At 47.6% G+C, this 15,041-nt stretch carries 12 protein-coding genes; 3 read left to right on the top strand and 9 right to left on the bottom strand.

All coding sequences use genetic code 11. From position 1 onward, the window contains the following. Window positions 1-3: 3 nt before the first annotated feature. Window positions 4-729: a DUF72 domain-containing protein gene (locus DXN04_RS21530; protein ID WP_116855455.1), complete on the bottom strand. Its 726-nt coding sequence runs from the start codon at window positions 727-729 to the stop codon at window positions 4-6. 100 nt (window positions 730-829) lie between these two features. On the opposite strand from DXN04_RS21530, the gene DXN04_RS21525 reads away from it, so the two are divergent. Next, on the top strand, window positions 830-3,211 hold the full coding sequence (locus DXN04_RS21525) for a discoidin domain-containing protein (RefSeq protein ID WP_116855454.1): 2,382 nt from the start codon (window positions 830-832) through the stop codon (window positions 3,209-3,211). Window positions 3,212-3,277: 66 nt separating this feature from the next. Here DXN04_RS21525 and abc-f read toward each other — a convergent pair whose 3' ends face one another. After that, window positions 3,278-4,867, bottom strand: coding sequence for a ribosomal protection-like ABC-F family protein (abc-f, locus tag DXN04_RS21520; RefSeq protein WP_116855453.1), 1,590 nt, complete (start codon window positions 4,865-4,867; stop codon window positions 3,278-3,280). A 143-nt stretch (window positions 4,868-5,010) separates the two neighbouring features. On the opposite strand from abc-f, the gene DXN04_RS21515 reads away from it, so the two are divergent. After that, the gene (locus DXN04_RS21515; RefSeq protein ID WP_116855452.1) at window positions 5,011-5,664 is read left to right on the top strand and encodes a suppressor of fused domain protein; all 654 of its coding nucleotides are present in this window, start codon (window positions 5,011-5,013) and stop codon (window positions 5,662-5,664) included. A 43-nt stretch (window positions 5,665-5,707) separates the two neighbouring features. Here DXN04_RS21515 and DXN04_RS21510 read toward each other — a convergent pair whose 3' ends face one another. The 7 genes from DXN04_RS21510 to DXN04_RS21475 all read right to left on the bottom strand — a co-directional run bounded on the left by DXN04_RS21510 (window position 5,708) and on the right by DXN04_RS21475 (window position 14,116). After that, window positions 5,708-6,598 carry a hypothetical protein gene (locus DXN04_RS21510; protein ID WP_116855451.1) on the bottom strand — a complete coding sequence of 297 codons (891 nt, stop codon included), beginning with the start codon at window positions 6,596-6,598 and terminating at the stop codon, window positions 5,708-5,710. 60 nt (window positions 6,599-6,658) lie between these two features. Further along, window positions 6,659-7,609 carry a helix-turn-helix domain-containing protein gene (locus DXN04_RS21505; RefSeq protein ID WP_116855450.1) on the bottom strand — a complete coding sequence of 317 codons (951 nt, stop codon included), beginning with the start codon at window positions 7,607-7,609 and terminating at the stop codon, window positions 6,659-6,661. Window positions 7,610-7,686: 77 nt separating this feature from the next. Next, window positions 7,687-11,028: a collagen-like domain-containing protein gene (locus DXN04_RS21500; RefSeq protein ID WP_199415100.1), complete on the bottom strand. Its 3,342-nt coding sequence runs from the start codon at window positions 11,026-11,028 to the stop codon at window positions 7,687-7,689. Between the two features lie 27 nt (window positions 11,029-11,055). Then, complete coding sequence (locus tag DXN04_RS21490) at window positions 11,056-11,469, bottom strand: hypothetical protein (protein WP_116855449.1); 414 nt, start codon at window positions 11,467-11,469, stop codon at window positions 11,056-11,058. Between the two features lie 26 nt (window positions 11,470-11,495). After that, the gene (gene porV, locus DXN04_RS21485; protein WP_116855448.1) at window positions 11,496-12,677 is read right to left on the bottom strand and encodes a type IX secretion system outer membrane channel protein PorV; all 1,182 of its coding nucleotides are present in this window, start codon (window positions 12,675-12,677) and stop codon (window positions 11,496-11,498) included. Between the two features lie 25 nt (window positions 12,678-12,702). Continuing rightward, window positions 12,703-13,203 carry a T9SS type A sorting domain-containing protein gene (locus DXN04_RS21480; protein WP_116855447.1) on the bottom strand — a complete coding sequence of 167 codons (501 nt, stop codon included), beginning with the start codon at window positions 13,201-13,203 and terminating at the stop codon, window positions 12,703-12,705. Window positions 13,204-13,552: 349 nt separating this feature from the next. Beyond that, window positions 13,553-14,116 carry a PhnA domain-containing protein gene (locus DXN04_RS21475; RefSeq protein WP_116855446.1) on the bottom strand — a complete coding sequence of 188 codons (564 nt, stop codon included), beginning with the start codon at window positions 14,114-14,116 and terminating at the stop codon, window positions 13,553-13,555. A gap of 86 nt (window positions 14,117-14,202) precedes the next feature. Here DXN04_RS21475 and DXN04_RS21470 point away from each other — a divergent pair, with 86 nt between their 5' ends. Further along, window positions 14,203-15,039: a methylated-DNA--[protein]-cysteine S-methyltransferase gene (locus DXN04_RS21470; RefSeq protein WP_116855445.1), complete on the top strand. Its 837-nt coding sequence runs from the start codon at window positions 14,203-14,205 to the stop codon at window positions 15,037-15,039. Window positions 15,040-15,041 lie beyond the last annotated feature (2 nt).

Here is a 15,041-nt window from a genome sequence, read left to right as displayed (position 1 = left end):
CGTTTAACCGATCAATGCATTCAGGTCCATCAGGTTAATAATTGCATCCCCGATGGTGTTGTTGAAATACACAAACACTTCTTTTCCTTCTTTCATCCACGCTTTGATCTGTATAGCATATTGTTCCAGCTGAGCGGGTGTATAGCCTCCTTTGTAGTCACCCGCCGGACCGTGAAACCGAAGATAAACAAAATCCGCCTTGTTATTGAGCCTGGTATTCCTGGATTTCGGAATATCGTGCAGGACTACACTTGCTCCATATTGGTCTGCCAGCTCAAAGGTCTCGCTGATGTACCAGCTGGAATGCCTGAACTCGAGTGCTACTTTCCAGTCTGTAATCAACGACAGCAGGGATTCTACCTGGCCAAATCCATCTATTGTCAGCGAAGGCGGGAACTGTACCAGCAAACAACCCTTCTGGTTCCCGGCTTCGTTGATAACCGACATAAAATTTAGCACATCTTCCGGGTTAAAAGCTAATCCTTTCACATGGGTAATCTCCTGCCATAATTTATAAGTAAATACGAATGCAGAGGGCACCTCTGTTGTCCATTTCTTTACCGTACTTCCCTTAGGTACTTTATAGAAAGAGCTGTTGATTTCAATGCTGTTAAACAAACTGGAATAGTAAGTAAGCCGGGACTTGTCACGATACGCCGGCGGGAAAGATTGCTTGTTCGGAACGGGCAGTACAAGCCCGCTGGTGCCTGATTTATACAGACTATTCATACAAAGATGCTATTTGATAATATATTATAATCAATTATATTTGATTCATACCTATGTTCATCAATTTCCCTCATTCAACAGTAAAACCATTAAATTGCTCATGATGCAAAAACTCAAAGTAATCATTCTTTTATCCCTCGTCATGCTCTCTGTGAAATGCTTCTCACAGGTATCATGTTACAACATCGTAGGGTATTATCCTTCCTGGGTAGCTGGTGGCAGTTACTACATCAACAGTCCTTCGAAGATCGACTATACCAAATACACGCATATCATGTATGCATTTGCCATTCCCGGCACTGATGGAAAGATTGGTTCCGTAGATAACAGTGCTTCATTGACGGATCTTGTAACACGCGCACATGCTGCCAATGTAAAAGTGTTATTGTCTATTGGTGGATGGCTGGATTCTTCTCCCTCCAATACACCTTTCGAAACCATTTCTGCTAATAGCACCTATATCAATAACCTGGCCACTGCCTGCGGCAACCTGATCACCCAGTACAACCTGGATGGGATTGACCTGGATTGGGAATATCCAACTACCAAGGCTAAGTGGAATGCACTGGCTACAGCCCTGGGTACTAAGATCCACGGCATGGGCAAACTGTTTACCGCTGCCGTTTCAGAGAGTGCCGCAAACAATGGCGACCATTATGATGATGTGTCTATGCTGGATCTTGTGAACATCATGTGCTATGGTAATTATAGCCTGGCCAGCAGTTCTATGTCTTACTGGACATCGAGAGGTGTTCCACAAAGCAAACGCATGCTGGGAGTTCCTTTTTACAGTGCTGACAATAATACGGCCGGGCATATTCAGAAGTCCACCCTGGCTAAGTCCACCGCAGGTGGTATTATGATCTGGGATATTGCTTCTGAATACGGCGATATCAATGCTATTTACAGCACCCTGGGTACAATCTGTACAGGTAGTACTCCGGTACCGCAGAACCTTGCCAAAGGCAAAACAGCGGTGGCATCATCTGTCGAGACCAGTACCACCTATGTGGCCAACAATGCTACGGATGGCAGTTACAGTACCCGCTGGTCTTCTGCCTATAGTGATCCCCAGTGGCTGTATGTAGACCTGGGTGCAAACTATGATCTCAGTGAAGTAAAAATCACCTGGGAAACGGCATATGCTACCGCTTACCAGGTACAGGTTTCTGCAGATGCAAACACCTGGACCACGATTAAAACGGTGAGTGGAAATACCACAACTACCAATGACCTGACAGGCCTGAGTGGCACTGGGCGTTATGTAAGGATCTATGCTACAGCTAGAGCTACCGCCTATGGCTACTCTATTTTCGAACTGGAGGTTTATGGTACAGCGGCGCAAAGCCCGTATAACGGTACTGCCTGGATCATCCCGGGCAGGATTGAGGCAGAGAATTATGACAATGGCGGCGAAGGTATCGCTTATCATGATCTTGATGCCGGCAATACACTCGGTCAATACAGAACAACAGAAGGTGTGGATGTCGAAGGCTGTACCGATACAAATGGCGGTTACGATGTAGGTGCTACACATACCAGCGAATGGCTGGAATATACAGTCAATATCACGAAGGCAGGTGTTTATACTTTCCAGGCACGGGTGGCGGCTACCACTACCGGCAGGGCCCTTCATGCAGAACTGGATGGTAAGAATATCACAGGTACCATTGCTATTCCTAATACTGGTGGCTGGCAGACCTGGACTACCGTGAACGTAACTACGCCGGTGTTGACTACAGGTAAAAAAGTACTGCGTATCTATATGGAGAGCGATCAGTTCAACCTGAACTGGGTCAACTTTAACTTGCAGGCCGAAGATCTCGCGGCCGGTAAAAAAGCTGTGGCTTCTTCCGTAGAAACAGCTGATTTCCCAGCCAGCTATGCATTTGACGGCAATGATTCCACTACCAGGTGGTCCTCAGCATTCAAAGATAGTCAGTGGGTAAGAGTAGACCTCGATACCCTGCGTTCTGTCTCCGAAGTCGTACTCAAATGGGAGGCTGCCTATGCTGGCAGTTATAGAATAGAAACATCCCTGGATACGCTGAACTGGACGGTACAACAGATCGTAACGAATGGTGCAGGTGGTACGGAGACCATCAGTTTCCCTGCTGTAAATGCACGATACGTAAGAGTGTTTGGATTGAAACGTGCTACCGCCTATGGAATCTCCCTGTGGGAAGTAGTGATTCATGGAACAGAAAGTGCCGGTGCAAGAAAGGCCCCGACAGCAGCAGCTGCTGCCCTGGATTTCACCCTGCAGGCATCACCCAATCCCAGTACCAATATACTCAACATACGGGTACAGGGTATTCATTCACCCTCAGTATTGCGCGTATATAGTATGAACGGGCAAGCCATGTATACCACACTCCTGAAACAGGATGTGAATCAGTTACAGGTGGATGTTTCCAGGTGGCCTAAGGGGATTTATGTTATATCCGCAGCTGGTCACACACAGAAAATCGTAGTACAATAATACTGTTAGAAAAATTTTGATGAATAAGGGAACTAACCGTCCCGGCCATAGTGCCGGGGCGGTTTTTTATTGAAGTTCAATTGCTCTCAGGGCCCGTACTTCTTCCAGGAAATACTGGTCGTGCGAAATGACGATGAGTGTTCCATCATATGCATTGATAGCAGCTGTGAGGATCTCTACATTCTGCAGGTCCAGGTTATTGGTTGGCTCATCGAGAATGATCATATCAGGTGCCTGCTGGTCGATGGTGAGACAGCAAAGCAGGAGCCTCATTTTCTCCCCGCCACTGAGCGTGCTGCAGGGTTTATCCCAGTATTCTTTTGTAAACAGGAACCTTGTAAGCCGGATCTTTATTTCATGCTCCTGGAGTGCGGTGTGATTAAACACCTGTGCCTGATCATACACGCTCAGCTGGTTATTAATTAATGAATAATCCTGGTCGATATATACGGTTTTACCTGCCTGGCTGCTGATGGTACCTGAAGTAGGTGAAAGGTAACCAAGGATCATTTTGATCAGGGTTGTTTTGCCTGAACCATTCAATCCTTTGATGGCGAGTCGCTCGCCACTCCTGATCTGAAAACTGAGTGGTGCCGACCAGAGTGGGGAATGCTGATAGCCGAAATTGATTTCCTGTGCATTAATGAGGAGCTTGCCTTTGTGCAGGTGTGCGTTTTCAAATCCCAGTTTCATTTTATCCATGTCAGGGAGTTCTTTGCGCAGATCCTGGAGCGACGTTGAAAGCTGTTCTACTTTTTCTTCATGCATGCCTTTGGTGCGGGCGGTGCTCTTCTCTGCATTGTTGCGGAAGGTATTCATGGAGATGGTGGGCAAACCGGATTTCTCCTGTTTCTTTTTGCCCCTGGCATCCAGTTTCTGTTGCCTTTCCATGGTTTCCCTTTCTGTCTCTTTTGCTTTGCGGAGGGCCTTTTCACGGCTCTTCAGGTCCTGTGCCATGGCATTGTTTTCTATCTGTTTTTGTGCGAGATAGAAATCGTAATTACCACCATAGAGGCTGATGCCTTTTTTGCTGAGTTCATATACCTGGTCCGGCAGCCGAAGTAGTTGCCGGTCATGACTAACCACGATTAAGGTTGCAGTTGATTGTTCTATCAGCTCATACAACAGTGCACGACCCTGGCTATCCAGGTGATTGCTGGGCTCATCGAGCAGGATGATTTCCGGTTCATGAATGGCGATGCCGGCCAGGAATACTTTTGTTTTCTGACCACCACTAAGGGTACTCATGGGCTGGGAGAGGGGAAGGTCCTGCAGGCCCCAGTGTAAGAGGGCGGCTGCGGACCTTTCTTCTATACTCCAGTCATCATTGAGCAGGGTCATATTGGTCTCGGAAACATCACCCTCCAGGATGCTGTGAAGGGCTTTTATTTTATCCTCAATATGTAATGCCTGCGCGATCGTGAGATCGTTGTACTGACCAAAGTGTTGTGGTATATAATAGGGCTGACTGCCGGTATGAATAACACCGGAAGCAGGAGTGAGTATGCCTGCCAATAATTTGAGCAGGGTTGACTTGCCCGCACCATTATTCCCGATCAATGCAGCTTTGGTATGCGCAGGAATGGTGAGGTCAATACGGTCGAACAGCAGATCCTTATTAGGATGCAGATAGCTTACCTGTTGTAAAGTGAACATGGACTATTTTCTTCAGTAAAAGATTAGTGAAGTGGGTTTGATTACTGATTATTGATTGAAAATAGATCTCACATTGAAGTAGGAATAATTTTTGCAAAAATAGGGAAAAGGTTCTATTTTTCAGCGCAACCATACTTTATTTTATGTCAGCAGAAGAATACAAACGTTTGTTTACCGAGGACGATACCGTAGGATGGACGGCCATCGACAATGTGTTTGACAAAATTTACCCAGGTCAGGAACCCGCGCATTATGCCCCGCCTTTACACTTTGCCATTGGGGGATCAGATCCGATTGATGGTACGAGTATTTATAGGAGTACGAAGCAGGAAGATCATTTTCATATCGTAAGTTATGGAATGTCTGAACTGTACTATAATGAAAAAGCAGCCGGGGGGCCTTTCAGTAAATGGGGTTTTGAATTTACCATGCGTATTAAACCATTCCCAGGCGATGCGGATAAGCCGACCTGGGTGATCAGTATGATGAACAACCTGGCCCGCTATGTATTCAATAGTGGAAAATGGTTTGAGGAGTTTCAGTATATACCTGCCAATGGGCCGATTCGCCTGGATACGGATACTGATATTACAGCACTTGCATTTATCAAAGATCCCGAGGCGGGCCGGATAGATACGCCGCATGGAGAGCTAACCTTTTTGCAGATGGTAGGATTGACCACAGCTGAGCTGGAGCGGCTTAAACAAGTCAATACGAGGGCAGCTGTGGAGGAATTACTAAAGGAACTGGCGCAGACCAATCCTTTATTAATTACAGATCTTGAAAGACGGTCTTAGTCAGCAAATAAAGTGCAAAGGTGCTCCTGGAACCGGCAATTGATCATAGCTTTACCAGATTTAAATGTACCGGGTTATTTTCCAGTGTACCCGTGAATGTGAGATGCCCCAATTCTTTTTTAATCACACCTTTGAGTGGCCCTGCTATTAGACTGTCACCCCGGTACTGGTATTTACCTACATACCTGTGGCTGGCATTGCCCCATTCCAGGGTCACGTCATTGTATTGCTCTAAATAAAGCGTGGTAAGCGGGCTGTTTTGCACCTGGTATTTCCCTGTCAGCTCCGGATGAAGGTCAGTAGAAGGAGCGGTTGCGACTAACAGGAATGAAAATACGACAACTACAATGGGAATAATTAATCTCGTAAGATTGGGCAAGTCAGTATTTTCGAAAAAGATCCCCTTTAATTGCGCATAATAATCACCGGACAGATAGATGACCCCGGCAATTAAAATACCTGCATGAGCCAGGGCACCCACCCCGATATGGTAGAAAACATCTATCATCATGATATTCAATAAAACTGGAATCAGCATAACAAGTCCTAATAAACGTGTCCTTCGAAAGAACAACAGGGAGGAGCAAATAATCTGTGTAAGACCAATGGTTGCCATATAAGGGTAGGAATATTGGAAATATGCCCAGTTCACCGTGTCCGCAGGCAGGGAACTAAAGGGCAGATCCAGGACCGATTGAGGAACCCTGGCCTGCTGGTGAAAGAGTTTCTGCCAGCCAAAAACAATCAGGTCAAAGGAGATACCGAAGACAAGTAACTGTCTGGAAGGTCGCCAGAGGGACAAAATAAAGAGCAACCCGCTCAGGCCCCAGATCCAGGGCATGGGTAAAAATTCAATGAAATACCGGATGGCAATCCGGCTAAATACCGCGATTACCAGTAATCCACACAATAGGGAAAGGCTTATTTTTCTCATGGGTCGTATTGTTTTAATTTTTACAATACTACCATGGGACAAGGGTTCCGGCGTTCCGAACTATATTTCCGGACCACTTTTTTTCCAGTCAGAAGGGGATACGCCGGTCACTTTTTTGAAAGTAGTATTAAAGGTGGTCTTGGAATTGAAGCCAGCCTCAAAGGCGATGCCCAGGATGCTCAGGTGAGCATGTTTTTCAGAAAGCAGCAATTCCTTGGCCAGGGTTACCCGGTAAGTATTGACGAACTGGTTGAAGTTCTGACCGTACCCATTATTTAGAAGAGCGGACAAATCATGAACACTGAGAGCCATTTTTTCGGCCAATAAAGGCAGGCTCAGGTCGCTATCGGTATAAATCCTTTCCCGGGTCATGAGATCTTCCAGGCGGGCTTTTAAATCACCGGGAATGGGTGCTTTCACCGGGCGGGGCTGGTAATCCTTTTGGCGGATGGCAAAAAAACCGATGCCAAAGACCACCACCAGGTAAATACCCGCTGCATATTGATTGAGGCCACTGAACCAGATAAGCATCAGGCAGCAGATACTCCACAACAAATAACGGAGCCAGGGCAATTGCATGGGGTACCTCATGAGTTGGTAAATGGAGAGGGAAACGTATATGAAGAACTGCACCTTTACAATCCTACCCATGATCCAGCCCAGGATCTGGCTGAAAGGTGCGGGTAGGGAAAAAATATGCCGGTTGAGAATGATTTCGGGCAGGGAGAAAATAAGAAACATCCCTGCCGGTAAGAAATGCCAGTAAGCCGTATTTTTAAATCCCTTCGTATAATGCAATACGCAGATATAGAGGGCCGGTGCCATTACAAAGCGACTCAGCTCTGTCAGCGGTACCCACCTGGGGGCTACGATCATAGAAGCAATGGCGCAACCGATACAAAAGAAAAATACCCCCAGCCAGCGGTTTGCCGGCACATTTACCTTAGTCGCGGTACTGATCAGTAAAAAGGACAGTAAAAAGATACTGCCGCAGGTCAGGGCATAAATCATACGTCAATATACAAAAAAAGCGCCTGCCCCATACGGCAGACGCTTTCTTCAAAACTACAACAGTATATAGGTCAGTCTTATCTTATTGACACCAATACTTTAATCACGCCGGTACCATTCCCGTCAAAGTTGCTCAGTGCTTTACCAATCACCTGACCAGGTTTTACCTTGTTCAGGTCTGCTTTCATTGCATGACCCGCTTTGCTGGATGTCACCAGCAGGTCCCCGCGTTTGATAGCACCATTCTCACCGCATACTTTTGTTGGGATCACACCGATCACACCCATCGGTACTTTATCTACCAGTTCATCTCCCATGTCTTCATCTTCGGTTAATATTACGCCTGGTTTAGTAGCATAAACACCAGCTACCAATGTAGAGTAAGGCTCGGAAGAAAGGGTTACAGTACGATCATCTTCAGTTGAGATCACGAGTACATCCCCGGGAGCATAAGCAGATACTTTTCCTTCTACTGCAAATGCTTCGGCAACGTCCGCACCACTGTTCTGTGTACCGCCATTAAAGAAACCACGGCCTGCTTTGTTTACACGTGCTACATTCGCACTTGAACTCTGCAGCACCAGCAGGTTCCCGGAGGCACCGGAATGATTCACGAGGATGCCGCTACCGGTACCCGAGTTGTTCACCTGCACTACAGGTTGGCCATTGCTTGTGTTGAAGTTTGCAAAGCGGGCTGCTTTGCCTGTACCAAAGTTAGGAATCCAGCCAAAGATAGCATTACCATTACCATCGCAGGTAGCCTCCACACCATCGCCGGAACCACCGGCATTGGCAGTAATACCGTTGCCATTACCGTCTGTCAGTGCGAGTAATGCAGGTCCGTTACCAGCCGGATTGGAAGAATAAAACAAGCCGGCATAACCACCGGTTCCGGAAGAAACGCCATATATGCCCGCGGTGCCGAAGTTGGCGAACATAGAGTTCACTTCACCTTTAACTGCAGGAGAGGTACCTGTCGTACGATCTACTATAAAGTTACCTGCGATACCATTACCAATAGTCTTGGAGGTAATTACATCGCTTTCATTATCTTCATTATAAATCTGGAAGCGGCCTGCCCGACCAGTAGCAAAGCTGGGTACCCATGCATAAAGAGCATTACCGGCACCATCAATATTTGTTTCTACACCGTTACCATCTTTGGAAGCATTTGCGGTGATCGCATTGCCATTTCCATCATTGATAGATACCAAAGACGCACCGTTGCCGGCAGGATTGGAGGCATGGAACAAACCCGCAAAACCACCGGTACCTGAAGATACCCCGAAAATGCCGGCAGCACCAAAGTTGCCAAAGATAGTTTTTACTTCACCTCTTACAGCTGCAGAAACACTGTTTGTATTGTTTACAAGAAAAGAAGCAGCATTACCCTGTGTATTGTCAGGAATGTTACCATTGCTGTTTGTTTCTACCTCGAAAGTATTTACTTCATTGCTTGTATTGAAGTTTTCAAAACGACCTGCACGACCGGTACTGCTGTTGATTCCCACCTGGCCGTAAACACCGATACCTGTACCTGCGGTGCTGGTAGCTACAAAGCCTCTCACACCATAACCACCACCATCGTTTCTGCCTACTACCGCACCTGCAATATCGCTGGTGGTACGACCCACAACCGCTTCACCGGCACCATTGTTATCACCTACGATCCCTGCAGAAGTCTGCTGGGAAGTAATACCATGTACACCAAAACCTGCACCGGTAGAACTCAATACACCCGTACCATTCCCTGTGGTCGTTACATTCAGTACTGTACCATTACCAACGGAGTTTACATTCAATGCAGTGTTGTTGTTTGCATTATTGAAGATGGAAATGCTGGCAGGAATACCGTTCACAGAAGTTGCGGTAAGTCCGGTACCGGAATTACTGTTTGCATATACACCTGTACCATTTGCGGAAGAATTACCATATACACCTAATCCATTTGGTGTCACACCGTATACACCCCAGCCAGAACCAGCCTGGGAACCCCATACACCAATACCTAAACCACCGGTACCATTGTTAATACCACGTACAGCCGCAGAAAAACCACCAGGAGCTGTAGAGTTCACGATACCTCTTACAGCTGCAATGCTGGAAGTGGTAGTGTTGTTGATACCTTCAATGCTGGTACCATCATTATCGTTGGTGAGCGAGAAGAGGGTAGAAGCATTATTTTCAACAGAAATGTATGGAATGGTGAAACCACCGGCACCTGCAGCCGGCATCCAGTTGGTACCATCGAACTTTAAGAATTGTCCGGCAGCTGGTGCAGTAGCTGAAACAGGAATGGTTTGAATTTTTGCAACTGTTGGGTTAGGGTAATTACCACTCAGGTCTCCACCCGCAGGGCCGGTAGAATTGCCGTCCGCACCGGCAGGACCCTGTGGACCCGCAGGACCAACCGGACCTTGCGGACCTTGTGGGCCAGCAGGGCCTTGTGGGCCTGTAGCACCATCTGCACCAGGAGCACCAGCTACACCCGGAGGGCCAATTGGACCTTCAGGACCAGTAAGCCCCTGAGGACCTTCAGGACCCGGAGGGCCGTCCGCACCATTAAAACCTGAAGGACCCTGAGGACCTTCTATACCCTGCGGGCCTTGTGGACCAGGATCCCCCTGTGGGCCCGTAGGACCAACCGGGCCTACAGGTCCTTGCGGACCCGCGACACCCGGATCACCCTTATCGCCTTTTGCCCCTGCAGGACCAACAGGACCTTGTGGACCTGCTACACCCGCATCACCTTTTGCACCCTGTGGGCCTGTAGCACCAGCAGGACCGGTAGCACCCACATCCCCCTTATCGCCTTTAGGCCCGGCAGGGCCAGTGGCACCCTGTGGGCCTGTAGCACCAGCAGGACCGGTAGCACCCACATCCCCCTTGTCGCCTTTAGGACCGGCAGGGCCAGTAGCTCCCGCAGGCCCTGTAGCACCAGCAGGACCAGTAGCACCCACATCTCCTTTGGCACCTTGCGGACCGGCAGGACCCTGTGGACCCGCAGGCCCCGCAGGACCAGGATTGGCAGCATACATGGCATACGGAACACTCATCAGCTGTGTTGTACCCAGCACAGTGTAACCCTGTCCTATATTTATTTCTACTTTTAAATACTGATTTGCATTGCTCCAGGGTACACCGGCAAAAGTCCCGGTGCTGGCATTGCCCTTACCAATCTGGATGGTAAACAGTCCCAGTGCATTCGTCGTTACTTCATGTGTTTCTTCGTATTGTAACACCCCGTTTGCAGAACCACCTAAGATGGATGTACGAACAGTCATACTTGTATTCGGCAATACAGTACCATTTGTATTACGAACCACCGCCTGGTAGTTGGTACCCGTCAACCCATCCTGGGCGTAGGCACCTGCGTAAATGGCGAGGATAAATATAATGCTGAGATAAAATTTCTTCATGATAGCGGATTTGTTGTAATTGATCTTTTAGTGCTTTTTTAACTGGCCCTTTGTAGTCTTTAAATCAGCTTTCGGCTCTTCGCCCTGAGTGGGCAGTGTGAGCGGCTGAGGGCTGCTTGTTGCTTTATTTGCCTGCTGCTGTTCAAGCGCTGCCTGCCCACTCAGGTCAGATGGGGTAGCTTTTGACTGCTTGCGGGCCTGTGCTCCCAGTGGCCTGGCTTTGGGGCCTGCAGACTGTGGATTGTAGCTGGTAAAGATCGATTCTTTGGAAGAACGTCCCTGTTGCCTGGGTGGGGTATTGTCTCCTTTTTTCTCTTTGGCCTCCAGTTTTGCTTTGTCTTCTGCAAAATGGGGGAAGAGCACATCCCGGGTACGGGTTTGGGCCACAGTGATCGTGGTAGTTGCAGTAATTAAAAAGATCAGGAATAGAACTGGTTTCATATGCCGGGGTTGTAATTGTTTAAAATTTAATTCGCTTTATTGTACCTGCCAAAGTTGTACGCAAGGGTAAACTTTAGTGTACGACGTGGATAGAGGCTATTGCCCGTAGGAATAATATAGGCCATGTCTACACTGAGTCCCTGGAGCTGCAGACCAATACCGGAGCTGAAATGCTGCCGCCAGCCTTTGGTCGGAGACTCATAGAAATATCCCGTGCGGATGTACAACTGGTGCTTGTAACTATACTCCAGACCGCCACCGGCAGTGATCTCTCTTATCTCTTCCGCAAAGCCGCCGGGGGCATCATAGAAGGAGGTGAAGAGCGCTTCAGGAATTCCCCTGTTCGGATCTCTCCCTTTCAGGATCTCATCAGTGAGTCCACCGGCAGAATCTGTTTTGTAAGTAGGTGGTGTCGGAATGAGGAGCTTCTGGATATCGGCCAGTATAGTGAACTGGTGTTCAGGTGTATTCACGAACGTATAGCCACCGCCGATGCGCAGGTTCATTGGCAGGAACGCATGGCGATTGCCATCATCCGTATATTTCAGTTTACTGCCCAGGTTTGAAAAGGTGATACCCCAGCAAAAACGGTTGCCGGCAGGATCAAACTTCGCATAGTTCTCGTAGTAGAGTGAGATATCGCCGGCAACTGCACTGGCAGGATGCTGGCTCAGACTATTATAATTACCCTGGCCGAGGTCACTGCGGATGTAGCGAAGGGCAATGGCGATAGAATAACGGTTGCCCAGTTTGCGCGCATACGTAGCATCAATCGCATATTCTTTGGGACGATACTGCTGCATTTCAGTACCATTCTGATCTCTGAATGTAACGGTGCCATGCGAGAAATAACGCATGGTTACACCAATCGCTTCATTATGATCATTGAATGATTTGAAGGCCGCGAGATGACCGAGGTTCACACGCTGATTGCTGTTGTTCAGATCCCACATCCAGGGAGAATAAGAGGCGGCAATTCCCATATCGCCGGCGAATACAAGTTTGGCACCATTGGCAAACTGTGAATTTACATCGCTTTCAAGCCCCGTAAGTGCATCTCCGGTGCCGGTACTCCGGGCATCGGGATTAACCATGAGGAAAGCTGCGCCGGGATTAAGTGTTTGTTGGGAGTTCTTCTGCGCCTGTACTACACAGGGGAGTACCAGACAGGCAAAGATGCCTATACATAGCGTAGAGATTTTTTGCATAAACGATGGTTTAAGGGGTAATACATTACTGTATGATCAGCTTATCCTGGAAGGCATAACCCCCGGCCTGAACACGTACAGTATAAATGCCTGCGGCAAAATGATCGACAGGCAACGTGATGATAATCCTGCCGGCGCCGTATACCCGGTAGTCTTTATAAACCAGTTGTCCGCTGCTGTTTACGATCATGAGATAGACAGAATTGGCCGCCACCATGTCGAACTCAATCTTCACACTGGTTGCAGCGGGATTGGGATACAGGATCATGTTAAGCACTGTTTTCGTACCGGGGTCAACAGGAGGTAACTCCTCCGGTTGCTGGAAGCCCTGCGTGATCAGCAGCGAGCCTTTGGATAGGGTAGTAGTAGCGAGGTCTCCGATCGTAAACTGGAAATCTTTGTCATTGACCTTGCCTACACCTCCCGAGCTGGCGGTGACCTGTCGGTTCAGTACCTGAGCGCCGGCTGTAGATACGGCTGCTGTAGACAAGGTCAATGCCAGCATACCTTTGTAAAGTGTGTGCATGTGCAGATATTGGGGTGAATAAAATAAAAGGTTACATGTTTATTTAGTTGCCTGGAATATGGTTGATAATAATCCGATGCTACATCAAATGCTAACTACAACTGATTGCAAATATGTTATAATTGCCTACTGGTGCCAATGTTCAATTCTTACATGGCGGTATTCATTTTTTAAATGGCAGGCTAAGGAGGACAAATGGTTATGATGATTATAGAAACAGGGAGATGGGATAATTGTTGTATATAAAAGAAAAAAACCTGCGGTTTATCGCAGGTTCATTTATTATTAAATATGATCTTATTATAATAATCGGCTGTTGTTGAAAGGAGTGCAGGATTGCCTTTCATGATTAAGATTTACGTACATACTTCGTCAGGATCACAATAGTCTGTTCATTGATCTTACCTTCTATCTGTTCGTGATTGTCCGATACCAACCTGATTTTACGTACAATCGTTCCTTTTGGTGCCATAAAGTTAGCACCCTTTACATTCAGACCCTGTGTCAATACAACGGTATCTCCATGTTGCAATTCGGTACCATTGCTGTCGCGATGGACTGCTTTTACTTCAAAAGCGCTCAGTGCCCAGTGACTTACCGCTTCATCCAGCTCCACACCATTTATGATTTCTGCCGCCCATTCCTGATCTTTGTGTTTGTAAAGCAGTCGGTAACTCAGGGCCTGCACACTTGGTTCAGCATTCCAGATACTGCCTGCCAGGCAATGCCAGTGCATAGCGGCACCTGCGTCTTCCATAGCTGCAGCACAGGTATTACAGATGGCTACTTCATTTTCAATTGCATCATTGTTTTTGGGGCTTACAGCAAAGGCCATCGAGGCATCCTCACTGGTACACAGCTCACAGGTTCCGTTGCTGCGCTCTCTTAATGCAGGCGTAATAGTCGTACTCATAAATGGTTTATTTTCTATATGAAGGGTGCAAAGATAAGCGCATATTCCGGATTTTATGTATTGACAGGAATCAGGAAATTTGTATTATGAAAACACAGGAGTATATCAATTATAACCGCATTGCGGAAGCCATTGACTATATAAGGGCCCATTTCAGGGAACAACCGAACCTGGATGCGGTGGCAGAAAGCGTGCACCTGAGTCCCGCACATTTCCAGCGGATGTTTACGGAATGGGCCGGAACCAGTCCGAAGAAATTCCTCCAATACATCAGTCTGGAATACGCCAAAGGTATGCTAAAGGAGTCCACCATCTTCGATGCGGCATATGAAACAGGGCTGTCCAGCACCAGCCGCTTACATGATTTATTTATTGCCATTGAAGGAATGACCCCGGCAGAATATAAGCATGGCGGAAAGGACCTGGTAATCAATTATAGTTTTGCAGAGAGCCCCTTTGGAAGTCTGATCGTGGCATCTACAGCCAAAGGAGTTTGTTATATGGCTTTCGATGCCGATGAGGTACGGGCATTGGAAGACCTGAAAGCGAAATTTCCCAATGCTGTATTTCAACGGAAACTGGATTTGCTGCAACAGAATGCCTTGTTCATTTTTCAGCATGACTGGAGTAAACTACCCGAAATTAAACTGCATTTGCGGGGTACGGATTTTCAGCTGAAGGTATGGGAAAGTCTCCTGAAAATACCTTTAGGAAAACTATCTACCTATGGTTCTATCGCTTCCAGCATTGGCCATCGGAATGCAAGCCGCGCGGTAGGTACGGCGATCGGCAGTAACCCGGTGGCGTATTTAATTCCCTGTCACAGGGTCATCCAGTCCGGCGGGAGCTTCGGAAACTATATGTGGGGCAGTACGCGCAAAACGGCGATTATTGGCTGGGAAGCAGCCAGGGTAGGTCTATAACT

The organism is Chitinophaga silvisoli (assembly GCF_003412465.1).
Taxonomy (GTDB): domain Bacteria; phylum Bacteroidota; class Bacteroidia; order Chitinophagales; family Chitinophagaceae; genus Chitinophaga; species Chitinophaga silvisoli.
Note: the sequence above shows the minus strand (reverse complement) of the source record. Positions and strands in the feature narration are given on the sequence as shown.

Coding starts and splice junctions, on each gene's coding strand:
- DXN04_RS21530 (WP_116855455.1), bottom strand. CDS start 729: ATGAATAGTCTGTATAAATCAGGCACCAGCGGGCTTGTACTGCCCGTT.
- DXN04_RS21525 (WP_116855454.1), top strand. CDS start 830: ATGATGCAAAAACTCAAAGTAATCATTCTTTTATCCCTCGTCATGCTC.
- abc-f (WP_116855453.1), bottom strand. CDS start 4,867: ATGTTCACTTTACAACAGGTAAGCTATCTGCATCCTAATAAGGATCTG.
- DXN04_RS21515 (WP_116855452.1), top strand. CDS start 5,011: ATGTCAGCAGAAGAATACAAACGTTTGTTTACCGAGGACGATACCGTA.
- DXN04_RS21510 (WP_116855451.1), bottom strand. CDS start 6,598: ATGAGAAAAATAAGCCTTTCCCTATTGTGTGGATTACTGGTAATCGCG.
- DXN04_RS21505 (WP_116855450.1), bottom strand. CDS start 7,609: ATGATTTATGCCCTGACCTGCGGCAGTATCTTTTTACTGTCCTTTTTA.
- DXN04_RS21500 (WP_199415100.1), bottom strand. CDS start 11,028: ATGAAGAAATTTTATCTCAGCATTATATTTATCCTCGCCATTTACGCA.
- DXN04_RS21490 (WP_116855449.1), bottom strand. CDS start 11,469: ATGAAACCAGTTCTATTCCTGATCTTTTTAATTACTGCAACTACCACG.
- porV (WP_116855448.1), bottom strand. CDS start 12,677: ATGCAAAAAATCTCTACGCTATGTATAGGCATCTTTGCCTGTCTGGTA.
- DXN04_RS21480 (WP_116855447.1), bottom strand. CDS start 13,203: ATGCACACACTTTACAAAGGTATGCTGGCATTGACCTTGTCTACAGCA.
- DXN04_RS21475 (WP_116855446.1), bottom strand. CDS start 14,116: ATGAGTACGACTATTACGCCTGCATTAAGAGAGCGCAGCAACGGAACC.
- DXN04_RS21470 (WP_116855445.1), top strand. CDS start 14,203: ATGAAAACACAGGAGTATATCAATTATAACCGCATTGCGGAAGCCATT.